The following is a 19,815-nucleotide window of genomic DNA, read 5'->3' on the forward strand; positions in this document are numbered from 1 at the left end:
GGGGTTAGGTGTGTCGTTTTTGATGCCAATTCCAAGCATGGGTAATAATATTTTGAATATCGGGATATTCAGGATTCCAACCTAATATTGTTCGGGCTTTTTCTCCACTTCCAACTAAACTTGGTGGATCTCCGGGGCGGCGATCGCATTCAATCGCTTTAATCTCTTTTCTCGTAATTTCTCTAGCAGTTTCTATCACCTCTTTAACAGAAAATCCTTTCCCATTTCCTAAATTAAAAACATCCGTTTTTCCACCATTTAATAAATATTCCAACCCTAAAATATGGGCGGTTGCTAAGTCCGTAACGTGAATATAATCTCTAATACAAGTACCATCAGGTGTGGGATAATCGGTTCCAAAAATCGAAATAGAATCTCGTTTTCCTAATGCTGCTAATAAAATTAAAGGAATTAAATGGGTTTCGGGATTATGATCTTCCCCTAATAACCCTTCTGGGTCGGCTCCGGCGGCATTAAAATAACGGAAACGTACCGATTTAAAATCATAGGCGATATCAAAATCCGATAAAATTCTTTCTACCATTAATTTAGTCGCCCCGTAGGGATTAATCGGATTTTGGGGATGCTCTTCAGGAATGGGAACAATTTCAGGAACCCCATAAGTGGCGCAGGTTGAGGAAAATACAAACTTATTAATTCCCGCCTCTTTCATCGCTTCCAATAACGTTAAAGTTCCGACCACATTATTGCGATAATATTTATCAGGATTAGTAACAGATTCCCCCACATAAGCATAAGCAGAAAAGTGCATCACCGCATCAATTTTGCGACTGGAAAATAACTGATCAAGCAACGGACGATCATTAGTATCTCCAATAATTAATTCGGTTTTTAAGACCGTTTCCACTAAGTCTTGATGTCCATAAACTAAATTATCGAGAATAATCACATCATAACCCGAACGTTGTAGCGCCAGGACAGCATGGGAACCAATATAACCCGCTCCTCCAGTAACTAAAATAGTAGTTTTATCTTCAGACATAAATTTATGCTCCTTTGTTTTATTCAATGAATTTAATTTAATCTTCTAACCTTTGAACTGAAACATCAACCGCTTGCACATCAATAGTTCCTGGGGGTGTTAACCGACTAAAACGACCCTGTTCGATTTTTAACGGTTCCCCACAGTTAGGACATTGAAATTGAATGTTATTAAAAGCCGGAAATTCATGGCTACAAACCGGACATTGATCTTGAATTAGATTGCGTTTTAACCACCACTGGACACCCAAAATCACCAAAATCGGAGTAATCGCAATCACCGCAATTAAAATCAGAACGCCCTTGACTAACCAACCCAAACCAATAGAGATTAAAATGCCAATTACAGCTAAAGTAATCAGCCAGTTAGTCAAACCAGAAAGTCTGATTTGTAGAGTTTTGAACCGCTGTTGGTTCACAGCTATCTCCTTAATTATTCAAGCCAGATTTAATCTGATGGAACCCTTAAAAATTTGAACTTTGATATTTTAATTTCTATGCTATTATAGCAACCAGCAGGTTAATATTCACAACTTCTTTGTGTCTTCGTGTCTTTGTGGTTAAATTAGGCTTACCCCTGGTTTTGATTCAGCAACTCTTGGACTCGACCCTCAAAGGCGGGTTTTCCGAAATGGGCCAAACATTGCTGCCGTAACCAAGGCCCATTGCAGCGTTGATCCTCACCCTGAAGTAGTTGAATACAAGCCTTTGCCACGGCCTCTACATCGCGGTGGGGCACTTGCCAGCCCAATTTTCCATCCTGTAGGGGATCGGCTGAACCATCGCTATCCCCGGCAATAACGGGTTTCTCGCAGGCCATCGCCTCTAAATAAACAATCCCAAACCCCTCTTGAGAGGGCATGACATAACCATCACAAACCCGATAATGATTAACTAATTCCTCGGTAGGAACAAATCCGGCAAAAATGACCCGATCGCTTACTCCCAAATCTTCGGCCAACTGTTGTAATCTGAGTTGGTCATCTCCCCGACCAATAACTAAATATTTGACATTGGGAAAGACTTGGGCAATTTGGGAGAGGGCGCGAATGGTAACATCAACTCCCTTATAGGGGTCGCCTTTCCACAGACGGGCAACGGTCATTAATACCCGAGCATCCTGTAAATCATAGCGTTGAATTAATTGCGGGGGTTTGGAGCCGGGAGTAAATTTTTCCCCATCCACCATACAGGGTAACATTTGAAATTGATTCGGATTTAACTGATTAGCAAGACAGGCTTGATCGCGACTATATCGGCTAATTGTCCAAATTTGATCGGCGTTTTGTAGGGCTTTTTGCTGTTTTTTCGGCAGGGGTTCCCAGACTTCTTTACCATAGGTTAATACGGTGTAAGGAATGCCCAAGGGTTGACAAATTGTTTGCACCAAGCGGGCTAAATTAATATGACCACACAAAACCCGTCGAGGCCGATATTGGACTAAATTAGTTAGTAAAGATATTGCTAATTTAATCCTTCCCCAGAGGGGATTTTGAGATTTAAAATACTCAAATTGAAAAGAACTAGATGGGGTTTCAAAAGGGTTAGGACATCCGGGATAATCCCGTAAAATTAAAACCCGATTCTGGGGATTAATATTAATCTTTGAGTCGGGAGAAACGGGTTTAATAGTCTGGGAAGCATCTAAAATATCTTTAACATAGGATTGAATTCCTCCTTCACAAGAAAAAACAGCTAAAAAGCACCAAAGTAATTGATTTTGATCTAGGTTTGGGTATTTTTTTAATAACATAGCCAGGGTTCAAGAATAATATTGTTTTGTATTCCGTCTTTTCCAATTGTTCCTATAAAAAAGGATACCTGTGACGCTCCCAGACCTAGCCTAACAAGCTATTCCGGTAAACCCACAGGTATCATATCATCAAAAATTTTGAGAGGATGTGGTTTAAAATCCCAAAGTTAAAGACTTATCAATGGGAAGTGCCGCACCAATTCCTAACCACAGCGTTACTAAAGTTCCAAATAAGAAAACAGCCGTTGCCACAGGACGACGGAAGGGGTTTTGGAACTTGTTGACGTTCTCAATTAAAGGAACCGCAATTAAACCCACAGGAATCGAAGACATCAACATAATTCCTAGCAATTTATTGGGAACGACCCGCAAAATTTGGAAGGTTGGCCAGAGATACCATTCGGGTAAAATTTCTAACGGCGTTGCAAAAGGATTAGAGGGTTCTCCCATCATGGCGGGGTCGAGAACCGACAATGCCACCACTAAACCAAAGGTTCCCAAAATTACAATCGGGAACGTATATAACAAATCATTCGGCCAAGCCCGTTCACCATAGTAGTTGTGACCCATGCCTTGAGCCAATTTAGCGCGAAGAACTGGATCACTGAGATCCGGCTTTTTTAAGATGGACATAATTAAAACGTCGCTCCTTTTTGGGAAATTTAACAGGTTGTTGCTTGTCTTTGAATTTGGCAAAGGCTACTCCTAACCCTTGGATGTTTGAGACCCGTTATCGAAAGTTAACTTTCTCGGAACAAACCGCCACCGATGCCGGAGTAGTGCCGAAACGCCAAACCCGATCCACGTCCATTTACAGAGGGCCCGAAATCCCTTGCTTCCGAATCATCAAGAAGTGGGCTAACATAAAGACGGCAATCAGCCAAGGTAGGACAAAGGTATGTAAGCTGTAAAAACGGCTAAGAGTACCTTGACCAACGGCCGTACCACCCCGCATCAGTTCCACAATGGTTGAACCGACAACGGGAATCGCTTCAGGAACCCCAGATACAATTTTCACCGCCCAGTAACCAACCTGATCCCAAGGCAGAGAATAGCCTGTAACCCCAAAAGAAACCGTAATCACGCCTAAAATCACACCCGTGATCCAGGTTAATTCCCGGGGCTTTTTGAAACCCCCGGTGAGATAAACGCGGAAAACGTGCAGGATCATCATTAACACCATCATACTGGCAGACCAGCGATGGATGGAGCGAATTAACCAACCAAAGCTCACATCCGTCATAATGTATTGAACAGAAGTAAAAGCTTCCGCGACGGTCGGTCTATAATAGAACGTCATCGCAAATCCAGTGGCAAACTGGATTAAAAAGCAAACTAAAGTGACTCCACCCAAGCAATAGAAAATGTTGACATGAGGGGGCACATACTTACTGGAAATGTCATCATCAAGTGCTTGGATATCCAGCCGTTCATCAAACCACTTGAAAGTCTGAGATTCTTTGATTCCCTTAGAAAACATGAAGCTAGAATTCCTAAAAATAAATGGCTACCTATTGTTATTCCTTTAAGACATCATTAATAGATATCTTTAGATTAGACTGTCTGAAGCCAGAGAACTCTGGATATCAAAAAGCCATCACCATAAGGAATAGGGAGGTCGGTTTGATCCGATTGACAGATTAGGCTAAAAGACTTGCGTGTTCTCCCCTACTCTAAAAAATGTAACATAACTTCAACTCAATTTTCACAAAACTAGGGAATCAATCTGCCCCGGATCGAATCCCCCAAGGGTGATGCTGAAAATCAAGCCGTGAAAGGTCTTAAATCGGTTGATTCCCCAATCTAATTTGAAAGCAACGTTAAATCACCACCATGCAAAAGCGCGTTTTTCCCATAGCATTTCTAATTATTCTGCAAGTTAGCTTAATCTGGATCACTTGGACAAATCCGGTTCTGGCCCTGACCGAAGATCAAAAAATCTTGAGTGAAAGTTGGCGAATTATTAATCGCTCCTATGTGGATGAAAGTTTCAACCATCAAAACTGGTGGTCTATCCGCGAGAAACTAATCCGGCAACCCTTCAAAAGCCGCGACGAGACATATTCTGCCATTGAGAAGATGTTAGCCACCTTGGATGACCCATTTACCCGGTTATTGCGACCGGATCAATATCGCAGTTTACAGGTGAATACCTCCGGGGAACTGATGGGGGTGGGGTTACAAATCTCCCAGGACGGGGAAACGGGCAATTTAACCGTTATTGCTCCGATCGATGATTCTCCCGCAGAACGGGCGGGTATCCAACCCCAGGATCAGATTGTGAAAATTGATGGCTTTTCTACTTCTGAGTTAACCCTAGATGAATCCGCGGCTCGGATGCGGGGGCTAAGGGGTAGCCAAGTGACTTTAACGGTGTTAAGAAATAGCAATAAAACCACGGAAGATATTATTTTAGTTCGGGATCGGATTGCCCTGAACCCGGTGATCACGGAACTACGTTCTGATTTGAAAGACACTCCATTAGGTTATATTCGTTTAAATCAATTTAATGCCAATGCCACGGAAGAAGTAGCTCAAGGGATTCAATCTTTAGAAAAAAAAGGGGCGAAAGCCTATATTTTGGATCTCAGAAATAATCCAGGGGGATTATTACAATCTGGCATAGAAATTGCCCGACTTTGGTTAGATGAAGGGACGATTGTTTATACTGTTAATCGTCAAGGTTTATTGGGAAGTTTTGAAGCGGTGGGTTCGGCTTTAACCCAAGCTCCTTTAGTCATTTTAGTCAACCCAGGAACCGCTAGTGCCAGTGAAATTTTAGCCGGGGCTTTACATGACAATCATCGAGCAACTTTAGTTGGAGAAAAAACTTTTGGCAAGGGATTAATTCAATCTTTATTTGATTTATCCGATGGTTCGGGATTAGCAGTAACAGTTGCTAAATATGAAACTCCCAATCATACTGATATTAATAAATTGGGAATTATGCCCGATCAGTTAATTCCTTCGGAACCCTTACTTAGAAATCAAGTGGCAACGGAAGCCGATCACCAATATCAAGCGGCTTTGGAATTGCTATCTTCTCAATTGGTGGTGGCTCAAAATTAATTAATGGGTAATGGGTAATGGGTAATGGGTAATGGGTTTTGGGTTTTGGGTTTTGGGTTTTGGACTGATGACTAATAACTGATTTCTGATAACTGATAACTGATTTTTGTATGTTGGATTATGATTTGGTGATTTTAGGAGGGAGTTTAACCGGACGTTATGCAGCATTATTAGGCAGTCAAATGCAAGGACGAATTGCTTTAGTTGAGCCGGAAAAAACTGGGCATTCGGGGTTATTTTCGATGGCTTTATCCCTCCCTAAACTTGAGCTAATACCCGTCTGGGGCGGGTCGGATATTAGGAGAAAACCGATCAAACCTTGGATTGATTTAGTTAGAAATAACTGTGAGGAAATTTATTCCCATCAACGGTTAGGGGCTGGGAGAGTGGATGTAATTGTTGGTGAAGGTGAATTTATCAAATCTCCCCGTCTGGGATTTAAAGTTAATAATAGAATATTGCGATCGCGCAATTATTTATTAGCCCCAGCTTCCACCCCTAAAATTCACCCCATTGAAGGGTTATTATCCACAGGATTTATTACTCCACAAACCTTGGATTTGTTTTTAGAAAAATTACCGAATTTATCAGAAATAATTCCCCAGAGATTAGCAATTATTGGGGGTGATCCCAAGGGAATTGAATTAGCCCAATATTTCGCTCGTTTGGGTTTAGAGGTGATTATGATTACCCCAGCTACTCAAATTTTAGCCCAGGAAGATCCCGATGCGGTGCAGTTGATTCAAGGTCAATTAGAAGCCGAAGGAGTAAAAATTTTAACCCAAACTCCAATTATTCAGGTTAAAAAAATTGCCGATAAAAAATGGATTCAAGCGGGAAATACTGCTATAGAAGTCGATGAAATTTTGGTGGCTTATGGCTCTCAAACCGACGTCGAATCCTTAAATTTAAGCCTGGTCGGTGTTGAGTTTAAAGGGAATCATTTATGGGTGAATCAAAAACTACAAACCACCAATCCTAGAATTTATGGGTGTGGACAAATTTTAGGGGGATATCCCTTTGAACATATCGCCCAATATGAAGCACAAATTGCCCTCAAAAATTCCCTATACTGGCCGAAGTTTCAAGTTGATTATCAAAGCATTCCTTGGGCTATTTTTTCTGACCCCCAATTAGCACAGGTGGGGTTAACAGAAACCCAAGCTAAACGACGCTATGGAACTCAAGTAATTGTAGAGCAACAACCCCTAAAAATGATCGCTCAGGCGCAAATTTCAGGGGAAACAACGGGATTTTGTAAACTTGTGGGTTTGGCGAATGGTAAACTCTTAGGGGCTACGGTGGTCGGTTCCCATGCGAGTGAATTAATTCATACCCTAGCTTTGGCAATTCGTCAAGGGGTAAACCTTAAAACCTTAGCTGAATTTCCTCCGATTTTTCCCACGTTTTCGGAGGTTTATCATCAAAGTGCGATCGCTTGGATTGATCAACGCCGTTGTCAAAATAGGGTATTATTTAATTGGACAGAAAATCTGTTTCATTGGCGACGATATTGGGGAAATTAAGAATTAAAATGTCTAACATGAAAGTTCAAAAAATACAAGTTTTTAACCGGGCAACGATTATCGGTTTTAGTGTTTTATTATTAACTGTTACGGGTTGCCAAAAACCACCTGCTCAAGTTAAGTTAGGTCAAGATCAAGAATGTTTTGGATGTGATTTTAGCGGAAAAAGTTTGCAAGGGCAAAATTTAACCGGGGCTAAATTGAATAATTCTAACTTTAGTAAAGCGGATTTAAAAGGAGCTAATCTCAAGGGAGCATTTTTAGATACTGTTGATTTTACTGGAGCGAATTTAACCGGGGCAGATTTAAGTGAAACTACTTTAAATCAAGCTAATTTAACAAATGCTAATTTGAGTCAAGCGAATCTGACTGGGGCATTTATTCGAGGGGCTAAACTGAATAATGCCAAACTGAATGGAGCAATCTTTAAAGATGCGGATTTGAACTCAGCCGATTTAACCGGAGCAGACCAGAAAGGAGCTAATTTTCAAGGGGCAATTATGCCGGATGGTTCGATTCAAAAATAATGTGTAGTGGGGAATTACGAATTACGAATTACGAATTACGAATTACGAATTACGAATTACGAATTACGAATGAGGAATAGGCAATAAATAGGATTGCTATGGGATTAAATTCGGTTAAAAACTCCAGTTTCTATACTTTATATAATCATGCTCAAAGCGATTTTATTTGATTTGGATGGGACTTTAGTTAATAGTGACCCATTGCACTATCTGACTTGGGCAAAGGTTTTAGAGATTTATCAATTGACGATTGATCATCGTTTTTATCAAACTCGAATTAGTGGCAGAACAAATATCGAAATTGTAGGGGATTTATTTCCTGAATTTTCCGATAAAGATATAGTAAAAATGGTGGATTTAAAGGAATTAAAATTTCGAGAACTAGCTATTGATTTACAACCATTACCTGGGTTAATAGAGTTTTTAGATTGGGTGAATCAGCAAGGCTTTAAAACGGGTTTAGTTACCAATGCGCCTCGGGAAAATACGGATTTTATCCTAGAAATACTGAATTTATCAGATTATTTTGATAGTGTGGTTTTGTCCGATGAAATTGGTATTGGGAAACCCGATCCGGCACCTTATCAATATTGTTTAGATCAGTTAAATATTTTACCAGAAGAAGCGATCACTTTTGAAGATTCTCCTTCTGGGATTCGTTCTGCTATTGCTGCGGGGATTAAAACTATTGGGGTTGCTTCTACCCATGATCCCAATAGTTTAAAAGATTTGGGGGTAGCATTTGTGATTGATGATTTTACCCATTCTGACCTACAAATTATCAGATAAATATATTTAGGGCAATTTTGAAAATTCGCGATCGCTCTTTGCATATCTATAACTGTCCCTTGAGCAGTAAATTTAATCGCATTGCTTAACAGATTTAATAAAACCTGTCGCAATTTTCCTTCGTCGCTTTCTAAATAATGGGGGAGGTTTTGTGAATACTCAAATTTTAATTCTAAGCCTTGAGACTCTGCCCGCATTTGCATCATTATTTTTTACATAGATAGCTCAGGGAATATTCTCAATTAAACAGGAGGAATCATCAATAGCGCAGTAAACAATACAAACATTAATTTGCAACTTGTAGAATCCTTACTTCAAGCGATCCATTCCCTCTCACCCGCCGAGCAGATTTTATTGCGATCGCGCCTTCTGTCCGGTCAAATTGAATCTTCAAAGGAACAATAAACGGATTCTATCGACTCTTAGATTATAAGAGTTAAATCAGAACTTGAAAAAATAAGGATATTTGAGTGTATGTTAACTTCTAAATTATCACGTTCAGGACTATCGGTTTTCCTCGCCTTGGGTTTAACAACAGCCGTAGCCACACCTCTGCTGCAAGCTATTCCCGCCACAGCCCAAGCCTTCCCCAATACCTTACAACGGGATAGAATTTTAGCCGGAACCGAGATTCCGGTAGAATACTCCCAAGCGGAAAAAATTGTGGTTATGCCGAACGAAACCGTTTCCATAACAATCACGGTAGCACGGGATATTGTTACCAGTCAGGGACGGGTTTGGATTCCGGCAGGGGCTGAAATTGTCGGACAATTAAAACCCGCTTCCGGGGGGTCTCAATTTGTAGCGAGTGAGGTGATTCTCGGTGCCGGACAACGGTTTCGCCTAGATGCGAATTCTCAAGTTGTCACCCACACCGAAACCGTCCGCAAAGGGGCTTCGGCGAAATCTATTGTCGGTGGGGCAGCTATTGGGGCGGCGGCTGCGGCAGCTATTGGGGCAGTGGCCGGGGATAATGCGATCGCAACGGAAGAAGTTTTAGTAGGTGCGGGACTCGGCGCCATTACCGGAGTCTTTGTTGGACGGAGTAAAGTGGATGTGGTGGTGATTAATCCGAGTCAAGACCTCAGTTTGACCTTACAATCGGATATCATCTTCCGCTAAATCGTAGTGAGCCCTTCAGGGCTCCTTCTTTCAAGATAGCCCTAAAGGGCTTACTACTATTAAATCGTAGTGAGCCCTTCAGGGCTCCTTCTTTCAAGATAGCCCTAAAGGGCTTACTACTATTAAATCGTAGTGAGCCCTTCAGGGCTCCTTCTTTCAAGATAGCCCTAAAGGGCTTACTACTTATCAAGATAGCCCTGAAGGGCTTACTACTTATGAGGATTTCCACGGCTAAAAAATACGCGATCGCATTCTGCCTAACTTTAGGGTTAACGGCATTAGTTAGTTGTTGGAGTCCTAAAGCCACCCAAACGGCTGAGTCTTCCCTACAGCAAGCTCACACCATGGCCCAAGGGATCAGCCAACAACTGATTAGCCAAACCCAAAATCCTCGTTTTGCCCAACCCATTGATTGTCAATTGGGTCAGGATTGCTTTATTTTGTTATATCCTGATCGAGATCCAACCCCCAATGTCGTTGATTTTGGTTGTGGACGGCAAACCTACGATGGTCATAAAGGCACGGATTTTGCCATACCCGATGAACAGGCCATGGCCAAAGGAGTGAACGTATTGGCAGCCCAGGGGGGGACAGTGTTGCGTGTACGGGACGGGGTTGTGGATCGACGAATTCAAACCGAAGCCGATAAAAAGACCGTGGAAGGCACGGAATGTGGCAATGGTGTTGTAATTGACCATAGTTCTATTCCCAATGGGGCGGGATGGGAAACTCAATATTGTCATTTACGCCAGGGAAGTGTGCAGGTCAAACCAGGGGATAAGGTCGAAAAAGGTACGGTTTTAGGGGCGGTGGGGGCTTCGGGTTTGGCATCCTTTCCCCATGTTCATCTCACCATTAATTATCAGGGGAAAGTAATTGATCCCTTTGTCGGGCCAGGGGCAACGGCCGGATGTAATGTCACTCGTAACCCGATTTGGGAACAGTCTTTTGCCTATATTCCCACGGGATTAATTCGGGCTGGATTTTCGGCTCAACCTCCAACTATGGATGAATTATGGCAGGGGAAATTTAATCAAACTACCTTACCCCAAGATAGTCCGGCGTTGTTATTTTGGGTACAGGTTTATGGAGTATTAACCGGGGATAAAATGGTTTTTAATTTGTATAATCCCCAGGGACAAAAAGTTTTAAATAATGAGAATTTTGTTAATGATTCTAGTAAAACTTGGATTGGTTATGTTGGCAAAAAAAATGATCCTCAACAACCCTTAACTTCTGGAGTTTGGAAAGCAGAATATCAATTAATTCGAGGCGATCGCACTTTAGTTAAAACTCAAAATCAAATGGAAATTCAATAGGGAACAGGGAACAGCCCCCCAAACCCCCGTGCACGGGGGGCTTGGGGGGGAGGGAATAGGGAATACTGATCACTCCTAAACTGATATAGCAGTCGCCACATCTATTAGGACATTCTTGAAGGCTAAAAGCTGCTCACAGTAAGTATTTACCTATAGCGAGATTGCCTATTCCCTATTGCCTCTTGCTATAACTGATAACTGATGACTGATTACTGATTACTCATCTTCCCAATCATCTAAATAACGCTTTAATAACGGTTTAATATCTGCTGCGATGGGTTGTTCTTCTTCCTCTAATTCAGTATTATTAAAATTCAGGGGTTCAATAATTTTAGCAAAGGCATCCTGAACAAATTGTTTTACAAATTCATCCCGACGAGTTAACTGAAATTGTCGTTGTACTACTTCTGTCATCCCTCCATCTCCCCAGTCTTGATCTTGGCGGAAATATTCAATAAAACTTTTACCAGCAATTCGAGTTAAATAGGCCGCACTCACCGCTTGAATTGCCCGTCCGACTACTAAGGTTGCTAAATTTAATTGTAGGGCGGTTGAAACTAACTGAATTACTCCTTTTACTACTCCTAAACTTCCTAAAGTTTTTGCTAGGGATAGGGCTAATTCTCGACCGCGATCGCTATTTAATTCACACCCATATATTTTACCAATTTCTATCACCATTTGGGTATTAACAGCCGCCGTAGCAATTAAATCAATTACGGGTAAAGGTGTTACTGCAATTACCCCCGCACCTATCCATTGAAACCGCTCCACAATTTTTTCAGCTTCCCGTTTGCGTTGGCTATCAATTAATAGTCTGGCTTCTTCTCCTAACCGTTGAGATTGTAATAAAATATTATCCGCAATTAATTCTTCTCCTTCGGCTCTTAAAATTAGGGCGATGCGTCGAATTAAGGGCATAATATCCGGTTCTGGTTGAATCATTTCCCCCGTTTCTAATTTAATTGATGACGGATTCGCCGCAATAGAAATAACATCATTGGCATCTAAAAATAGTTTAACTCTATCTTTAAGTTTTGCTAAAATAATATTTTGATCTGCTGCTGTGTACAAATCTTTTTTATTTAAAATAATAAGCGATCGTTTGCCAATTTCAACTAAGGCTTGTAAAGATTGATATTCCGACTGTCTTAAATCATTATCTAAAACAAATAATAATAAATTAGCATCCATCGCCACCGAACGCGCTAATTTTCCCCGCTCAGACCCGGCTATTCCTGCTTCTAAGATTCCGGGGGTATCGGTAATTAAAATTTCCCGGTCAATTCCATCTAATTTTAAATGATAGGTTTCTCCCACTTCTGTTGTTCCCATGGGTGCATTAACTTTCCCCACCATTCGACCCATTAACGCATTAACTAAAGAGGTTTTTCCCGCCGAACCCGTACCAAATACAACAACTTGAATATTGCCTTTAGCTAATTCTGAAGCCATATCTTGAGAGCGACTTAATAAGGCTTTTTTAGCCACTTCGTCCTGAATTTGAGTTACCTGTTGTTCTACGGATTTGAGGGATGCTTCCGCCGCTTCTATTTTGTCTAAAGGTATTTTTAAAGGTCGCCGTTTTTTGCGAGATTTTCCTGATTTTTGGAAGAATCTAGTATAATAAAAAAAGGCAAAAATTGCCAATCCTAACAATATAATTAACAATAAAAGCAGCAAATTTGCTAAAATAGGATTAGCTGACCAAATTACCTGACTATAAAGAGCCGATAAGGAACTAACCAGCCAAATCATTAAGCCTAAAATTAGACAAATTCCAAAAATTAAAAGTAAATAACGAGAGATGGGCATAATGCGATCGCTCCAACCTTAAATCAGCCAATTTTATTTATCTATTTCTATAGTAACTAACCCAGGAGATAAATTCATCGCTCCTAAGTCCGTCTACCTTCTTAAACTCTCATATTAACCTACAGTTTGCAAGTATCAACTCGGGCAAAAAATAAAGTTCTAGCTTTGATTTCTTGAGAAGACAAGGGGAGATTGTTCGGAGAAATAAGCTGATAATTAGATTCCATTTTCATGACTTTTGCAAGTTGATTTAGATGCGGAAGATGACCTTCCGGTGCTTCCAAAAAAAAGTCATTTCATCGTAACTTTTACATTTTTTCTTCTAGGTAAAATAAACAATTTTATGGGTTTACTATCGCATAAATTCTGCGGTTTAGAGTTATTAAAACTACAAATGATTATACCTCTAGTGAAGGATTTCTTTTTAAGGCAATAGATAATTGTCTTAATCGTTCGCTAACTTCTAAATTTGATTCTGGTGACTTTAAGTTATCAGGAATTTCAGCAAATAGAAGTGAATTTCCTTGCCTCCATTCATTGATGGCAACCCCATTCCAAGTCCCTTTTTTATCTCTAAAACTATCAATTAAACCTTTTAATTCTTGAATACAGTAGGACTCAAAACCTGCTGCATCAAAAATTGCATAGCGTAAATATTCCTCAAGCGCATTAATATCATGTTGTACCTCAAAAACTACCGCTTCAGCTTCTTCTCTTTCTTGTGGAAATTCTAGCTCATTAGAAACATCTGCTACGATTTGCTTTAATAGATCAGAAATTTGTGGCGCTACTTCTTTAACTCCTAATACTTCTTGCCGAAGTTCAGGATTAAATAGCAAATCAGAACCATGTTTTGCATATTTTTTAAGGACTTTAAATGCAATTTCTTCACCCGTATAGTAGTTATCAATAATTTCAATATCTACTCCTAAACTTTTGATAATTTTGTGGCGAATATCACTCTTAAGGGGACAACGAATCAGTGCCTCTGCAACAGGACGAGCAAAGCGTAAAAATAATACACTTAAGCTATTCTCTAGTTTTTCTAAAAAATACTCCTCTGAATTTTGAATGAGTCTGGATTTTACTTGATTACTTCCCCATAATAAATGGGTCATGTATTTAACTAATTCTAAGGCTTCATCTTTAAGTTCTACAGCAAGTTGATGAGCAATTGAAGAAAGAAGTTTGGTAATATCACTATACAAATCATCACGCCAAGCAAAATTAGCTTTCATTCGAGCAAAGACTGGAAAAGCATTAGCCAGAAAAAATCGTATCTTTCTTTTTAAATGTTTCCTCTCGAAGTTTTTTCATTTCGACATCAACGATTTGTAAATATCGCTCTCTAAATTTTTCTATTTGAGCCAATGATTTAGATTCTGAACTTTCTAAAGATTCATTGGCAATAGAATCTTGATAGTATTTTTGTAAATCAGCTTTAATAGTTTGCCATTTTTGATCCCACCACTCTGTAAATAAGACTAGCTGATTATTTTCTTCAAAAAGCTTTGCTTCTTCAGGATTTTCAGGATAATTTTTACTAACTATCCGATAAATTTCTTCAGAACTACTCATGATTTTATTGATAGAAGCTTCGCATCTTTTTGTTAAAATATCAACCCGTTTTGTGTTAATATAGTTAAATATTTTATCTTTAATGACTGGAATACCAGTTGCTTTTGTCCGAAGAGTTTCTTCATCAGTAATTCCAGTTAATTTCTGCAACTTAGCTTTAATATCACTAGCATCCCCAATCTCTAACTTAGTCTGTTCTCCTGCTAAATTATTCAAGCTTAGGTAAGCTCCGGCTGAACCTGAGACAATACGCTGAGGGGGAAGTTTTGCGCGTCTTAACCAATCTTGGGATGCTTCTTCAATATGTGTTTTTAGAGCTTCTGGAGTTGCCAATGAATCAATCCGACTTAAAAAAACAAAAAGCTTATCAGCAACAGTAACATTTTTATCGCCAAGTTCTGTAAATTTTATTATTTCCTGTTCTTTCTCTTTGAGACTAGGATCACGTTGTACCAATATCACAGCATCACAGTCAGACAGCATTGCTTGTGCTTCATCAACGTGCTTTGCTAAACCGGAATCTAAACCGGGAACATCATAAAAAACAATCCCTTCAGCCTGAGCCAGTTTGTTAGTATAAAGTCTCGCATCTAAAACAGCATGAGCATATTTTTCATCTGCTACATACTTCTTGAGTTTATCTCTAATATCTTCCAGTCTAGTAAAGGGAAAATTCAGATTACCTTCTTTTCTAACCTGTTGTAAAGTTATTTCGTTTGAGCGTATAGTATTTAGGTCTTCTGTCGCTTTTACTTTTTCAAGTTCGTTGAGTAAATTGATAAACTGTTCTTCGTTTCTCGCTTGTACTTCCAGCCTTTGTTCAGACTCATTTTCAACGGAATAAATTTGGGTGGTTGTAAAGGTACATCGTCCTCCTTTTGCTGGTAGTAAATCACATTCTAACCAAGCATTAATAAAGGTGCTTTTTCCGGCTTTTTCTAGTCCCACAACGGCAATACGAAACTCACGTTTTTTGAGTCTTTCAAGTTGGCGACGAGTTGGTTCTTCTTCTTCTAAAAGAATGTCTTTTAATCGAGGCGGAACTTGTGCTTGTGGTAAATTAGCTAAATCTACCGCGTGTCGTTGCACGTTTAAAGCGTCGGTAAGACGTGCTTCATAGTAAGAAGATGCTATTTTCCAATCCATTTTTAGACTCCTTAAATATGGTTAAAATTTTCTAATCCAGACAGATTTTTTAGACTTACCCTCCGTTGAATAATTCGTTTTCCATCAGAGGGTAAGTCTCTTTTGAGGATGTAAGGAACTTCTTTTCCTATTATATTTTGCCCATTACTAATGTGAATTCGTATATAAACTTCTTGGTTGCTATCATTGGGAATTTCTTCTCTTGTTATTTCTAAATGCTCCTCTATTGATGCAACATCTTCAACTCCTATACATAAAAAATGTGAGGAATAATCTATGAGCATTTTGACATCATAGCAGCTTAGGCGGTTATCTTCCAAAGCATTTGGATAATTATTCCTTAAATCAATAAATACAGAGGCTTGAACAACAAGACATAAAGCAGCAGTAATTGGTGGAAGCTCTTGTGAAGACGGAGAAGGTTGCAGCTTTGTTGTATTACCTGTTGGCTTTTGTTTACGTTTATTTATGTATTGGCTACAGACAAGGAATCCAACAAGTGAGCAGGCTATAATCACAATCCAAGCAAGTATTACCATATCTGGATTAATAATATTTTTAAACAAATTAGAAAAATCAAGCCAATTATTACAAAATGGATCTGAGGAGAGATGCGATGGGGGTATGAAGGAATTAATTTGATCTCGATCATCCTCTCGTGAAGCATTATCTTTAATCCTTAAATCAGTGCAAATCTCATCTGCTTTTGATTCTTGCCCCTCAAGTAAGATATATATTACTTTGTATAAAACACCGTTTTTATGATCTTTGATCTGGGGATACACTTGCTCAAAAACATTTTGATACAGGGTTTCCAAATACTCATTTGCCACTTTAATTTAGTCCTCCTTTCTCAATAGTTTTCCTAAAATAGTAAATTCCTCTGCTAATCCTTGGGCTTTGCGTTCCATTGGTTGCCAAACGTTTTTTTGCTTTTCATAATCTAAAGTAATTTCTTGGTGAGCTTTATCTAGTCTAGTCTGATAGCGGTCAAAAATATCATTTTGAATTTTCTTAACATCTTTGTTGAGATAATCAATTTGTTCGAGTAACCAACTGATCATTTCTTTAATTATCTCTGATTCAGCTAGTTGTAGCTGATCATTCCAGTTTTTGAGAAGCTGTTCAGTGCTGGGAATTGTAGCATTATCACTAGATCGTGTTTCGGATTTTGCGATCAACCAAAACCAGTACAAAAAACTTCTAGTTTCTTCCTTCCAAGTTTCTTTTTTAATTGAAAACCCAGATTCACAGTTTAACCTAAATAAAAGTTCTCTTTTAACTTGGTTTAGCTGAGACTCAGGGAACCTGATTATTATGTTAGGTGCAATATCATTAACACCTTTTTCTAAATGGGATAAATGGCAATTTAAAAGCTCAACCACTGCCTCATAAATTCTCTCTATTTCTTGACTAGAAATTTTGTTTAATACATCCTCCATAACATGATTAAGATGGATAGATAATTCATTTAACTCTTGATTGATTTGGGAAAGTTTCTTTTTATCATCATCTGTTTTAGCTTGTATTGTTTCACCGTTTTTAGCAATAGAAGCTGTATATCCTAAACCTATTAGCCGTTTTAAGTTATTTTCTAGGGGCTTGATATGGGAAAAGCTTGCTCTTTTTAGGTTAGGATTGTCTAAGTTTACTTTTCCACTATCTAAAGACGTTCCTACTGCTTCTAAAACTTGGTTGATCCCTTTTTTTAATTCTTGCCGCCATGCAAAAAGAGGCCTTAATTTATTTCCTAATTCATTATAGGGTTTTTTTTCATTAATTTTTGAAATGGTGATTTGAAGTTGATACAAAGCATCATTTTTTGATTTACCTGCAAAAATTTTTTTGATTTCCGTATCTATCTCTTCAAATGGCTGTCTCAAATTTTTATCGTTCTCTTCAAGAAATTGCTCAATCGCCAACCTAATATGTAATATATTCTCGCATTCCTGCTGGTATTCTTTTTTTGAACTATTAAGAATAGCTGTTGTTGTTTGTACAGCCCATTCCGCTACGGCATTTCCAGCAGCTACATTAAATTGTTCTATAGCTTGCGGTATTACTAACTGGGGAAAGTGTTGAGTAATATGTTCCTTTAAATTCTGTTGAAATTCCTCTGCATAAGATTGTTGCCATAATGCTTTAGAAACTCTGATTCGATCATGGCCAGACCATTTTTGTACATTACCTGGCAAATCATCTAATACATCTTCAATTAATCCAGAAAAATAGTTGCGTGCTGTTCTACACGCTTCAGCACTTAAAACATCATCATTATTTTGGATCTGAAGGGCTAGTAAAGCAGGCCATGTACTCAGTTTAATGACCTGTAAATTCTCAATATATTCTGTATATTCTATTAAGTGATCAGTTAATTCATTTTTAATACTGTAGATAGTATTTTCAATAAAGCGATTTTCTGTTTCTGGCCAATTTTTATCGGCTCTAAAAACGTCAATGCGATTCAAAATAAATAACATCCGCGCAGGGGAACCCCCTAAGTCTTTTACCTGCTGTACAACTTCTTGCAACAAGCTTTTTACTTTTTGTGAATCTGTTTCTGCACTATTATATGTTACAATACACAATGCTTCACGGCACTGTCTAATAATATTTGCATTACCTTGATCACCCACATACGCCAAACCAGGTAAATCCAAAATCCTTACCCTTGTTCCTTCTGGAAGTTGTAGTTGAGATTCTTTTAAAAGTCTAAAAGGGTAAAAGATTGTAGATTGCGGACAAGCTAAATTCGGTTGTTTTTCTCGATTATCAATATAAGTTATCATCACTTGATTTAAGCGATCATAAACTTGCTTTTCAGTAATACCTTTCCATTCTCCACATTCCCATAATGCGCCCGGTGTTTCATGGATAATTAAAGATTTTTCCGGGTTATATTCAATAGTAACGGCTCCTGCACTCATTTCACTGACGGCTACAGGAACAATTTCTGCACCACATAACAAATTTACCAAGGTGCTTTTGCCACTACTGGTAGTTCCTGTAGTTGCAAGAACCAAAGTAGGATTACGAAGTTGATCAATTAAATGATTTAAAGCGTCCTCTAATTTCCTAGAAAGTTCTTGTATTTCAGGTTGATATGTTTCTGGTAAATATCCAGAAATTTCTGTAGCAAAATTATTCCAGTGTTCACTAAGCTCTTGAGCTTTGGATTCTACTTTGCCAAAAATTTTGTCTAATTGTTTACCCATGTGTCCAATCCTGCTGGTGATAGTAAATATGTATCTTAAATAACATAATTGAGCCACAACTCATCGAGGAATCACAGCCCGACTCTTCAATTATAGCTCAAAGTGAGCAGACTATAGCTGTAAGGATAAGATATAACTTTCTTTACAATTGAGCTTGGGACAAAAATCAGGATCACTTTGCATTGCAACCCGGAGTTACAGATTTAATAGTAAGCCCTTCAGCACCATCTCCCGTAGTAAGCCCTTCAGGGCTTTCTTAAGAAGAATAGAGTCCTGAAGGACTCACTACGAGGGTTGGAATCCCGTAGTAAGCCCTTCAGGGCTTTCTTAAAAAATATGGAATAGAACCCTGAAGGGTTCACTACGAGGGTTGAAGAATTTGATGGATAATTGATACTTGTTGATCATAATTTTCTTGAGTTAAAACAGGTCTACTATGGGTTAAAGGAATCATTTCTTGTAACTCAATCCAAGAACGACATCCTCCATAACTTGAATGATAAGGAATATTATAAACTTTCTCAAGTTTATAGGTTCTCAATAATAAAATATAAAGGGGTTGATCGGGTTTGAATTGAAGGCGATCGCGCACAAATTCTTGATTAAAAATATGATATTTTATTAAGAAATTAATTAAAGATTCATTTTGAGCATTATTCCATGATAAAATATGAGTAATTTCAGCAAAACTACTAATTTTAACGGTTTCAGGATGCCAACCAGAAGCAACAGGTTGCACAAGGTTCGCATATTCAGGTTTTAATAAAGTGGGTTTTTGATGTTCAAAGGTAGGATAGAGTAGAATTCTATCGTGATCTACCTTAAATTTTCCCCCATGTTCCCGAATTCCTCCTTTTCTCAATAACATAATTGTTTCACCCAGTTCTAAGGCTTGAATGGCAATATCCCATTCTTTTAAAGCATAATTTGTTACGGTTTCCATGATTTAACTAT

17 protein-coding genes are annotated in these 19,815 nt (G+C 38.8%); 6 read left to right on the top strand and 11 right to left on the bottom strand.

Going from position 1 to position 19,815, the window contains the following annotated elements:
• Positions 1–4: 4 nt before the first annotated feature.
• The 5 genes from galE to petB form a co-directional block, all read right to left on the bottom strand.
• Positions 5–1,003, bottom strand: a complete 999-nt coding sequence (gene galE / locus AC559H_RS10480; RefSeq protein ID WP_026794527.1) for a UDP-glucose 4-epimerase GalE — start codon at positions 1,001–1,003, stop codon at positions 5–7.
• Between the two features lie 37 nt (positions 1,004–1,040).
• Complete coding sequence (locus AC559H_RS10485; protein ID WP_026794528.1) at positions 1,041–1,421, bottom strand: hypothetical protein; 381 nt, start codon at positions 1,419–1,421, stop codon at positions 1,041–1,043.
• A 152-nt stretch (positions 1,422–1,573) separates the two neighbouring features.
• A complete protein-coding gene (locus tag AC559H_RS10490) occupies positions 1,574–2,755 on the bottom strand; it encodes a glycosyltransferase (protein ID WP_026794529.1) in 1,182 nt (393 codons plus the stop codon).
• A 153-nt stretch (positions 2,756–2,908) separates the two neighbouring features.
• Positions 2,909–3,388 (bottom strand): cytochrome b6-f complex subunit IV, encoded by a 480-nt coding sequence (gene petD / locus AC559H_RS10495; RefSeq protein ID WP_026788873.1) that lies wholly within the window; start codon positions 3,386–3,388, stop codon positions 2,909–2,911.
• A gap of 178 nt (positions 3,389–3,566) precedes the next feature.
• The gene (gene petB, locus AC559H_RS10500) at positions 3,567–4,235 is read right to left on the bottom strand and encodes a cytochrome b6 (protein ID WP_026788872.1); all 669 of its coding nucleotides are present in this window, start codon (positions 4,233–4,235) and stop codon (positions 3,567–3,569) included.
• A 353-nt stretch (positions 4,236–4,588) separates the two neighbouring features.
• Here petB and ctpA point away from each other — a divergent pair, with 353 nt between their 5' ends.
• From ctpA to AC559H_RS10530, 6 genes are all read left to right on the top strand, one after another.
• Entirely contained in the window at positions 4,589–5,824 is a 1,236-nt protein-coding gene (gene ctpA, locus AC559H_RS10505) for a carboxyl-terminal processing protease CtpA (protein ID WP_026794530.1), read from the top strand.
• 110 nt (positions 5,825–5,934) lie between these two features.
• Positions 5,935–7,350 carry a dihydrolipoyl dehydrogenase family protein gene (locus AC559H_RS10510; protein ID WP_026794531.1) on the top strand — a complete coding sequence of 472 codons (1,416 nt, stop codon included), beginning with the start codon at positions 5,935–5,937 and terminating at the stop codon, positions 7,348–7,350.
• Between the two features lie 8 nt (positions 7,351–7,358).
• On the top strand, positions 7,359–7,877 hold the full coding sequence (locus AC559H_RS10515) for a pentapeptide repeat-containing protein (protein ID WP_233422942.1): 519 nt from the start codon (positions 7,359–7,361) through the stop codon (positions 7,875–7,877).
• 147 nt (positions 7,878–8,024) lie between these two features.
• Positions 8,025–8,666 (top strand): HAD family hydrolase, encoded by a 642-nt coding sequence (locus tag AC559H_RS10520; RefSeq protein WP_026794532.1) that lies wholly within the window; start codon positions 8,025–8,027, stop codon positions 8,664–8,666.
• A 474-nt stretch (positions 8,667–9,140) separates the two neighbouring features.
• The gene (locus AC559H_RS10525) at positions 9,141–9,788 is read left to right on the top strand and encodes a hypothetical protein (protein ID WP_026794533.1); all 648 of its coding nucleotides are present in this window, start codon (positions 9,141–9,143) and stop codon (positions 9,786–9,788) included.
• A gap of 215 nt (positions 9,789–10,003) precedes the next feature.
• Positions 10,004–11,107, top strand: a complete 1,104-nt coding sequence (locus tag AC559H_RS10530) for a M23 family metallopeptidase (protein ID WP_026794535.1) — start codon at positions 10,004–10,006, stop codon at positions 11,105–11,107.
• Between the two features lie 216 nt (positions 11,108–11,323).
• Here the strand turns inward: AC559H_RS10530 and AC559H_RS10535 are convergent, their stop codons facing one another.
• The 6 genes from AC559H_RS10535 to AC559H_RS10560 all read right to left on the bottom strand — a co-directional run bounded on the left by AC559H_RS10535 (position 11,324) and on the right by AC559H_RS10560 (position 19,804).
• Positions 11,324–12,922 (bottom strand): YcjF family protein, encoded by a 1,599-nt coding sequence (locus tag AC559H_RS10535; RefSeq protein WP_026794536.1) that lies wholly within the window; start codon positions 12,920–12,922, stop codon positions 11,324–11,326.
• A gap of 398 nt (positions 12,923–13,320) precedes the next feature.
• Complete coding sequence (locus AC559H_RS10540) at positions 13,321–14,160, bottom strand: hypothetical protein (protein ID WP_237746356.1); 840 nt, start codon at positions 14,158–14,160, stop codon at positions 13,321–13,323.
• A 22-nt stretch (positions 14,161–14,182) separates the two neighbouring features.
• On the bottom strand, positions 14,183–15,646 hold the full coding sequence (locus AC559H_RS10545; protein ID WP_237746357.1) for a dynamin family protein: 1,464 nt from the start codon (positions 15,644–15,646) through the stop codon (positions 14,183–14,185).
• An 11-nt stretch (positions 15,647–15,657) separates the two neighbouring features.
• Positions 15,658–16,479 (bottom strand): hypothetical protein, encoded by an 822-nt coding sequence (locus AC559H_RS10550; RefSeq protein ID WP_026798494.1) that lies wholly within the window; start codon positions 16,477–16,479, stop codon positions 15,658–15,660.
• Positions 16,480–16,485: 6 nt separating this feature from the next.
• Positions 16,486–18,861 carry a dynamin family protein gene (locus tag AC559H_RS10555; RefSeq protein ID WP_026794540.1) on the bottom strand — a complete coding sequence of 792 codons (2,376 nt, stop codon included), beginning with the start codon at positions 18,859–18,861 and terminating at the stop codon, positions 16,486–16,488.
• A gap of 361 nt (positions 18,862–19,222) precedes the next feature.
• Positions 19,223–19,804: a DUF1802 family protein gene (locus tag AC559H_RS10560; protein ID WP_026794541.1), complete on the bottom strand. Its 582-nt coding sequence runs from the start codon at positions 19,802–19,804 to the stop codon at positions 19,223–19,225.
• Between the last annotated feature and the right edge of the window lie 11 nt (positions 19,805–19,815).

This window comes from Planktothrix prolifica NIVA-CYA 540 (assembly GCF_963864145.1).
GTDB classification, from domain to species: domain Bacteria; phylum Cyanobacteriota; class Cyanobacteriia; order Cyanobacteriales; family Microcoleaceae; genus Planktothrix; species Planktothrix agardhii.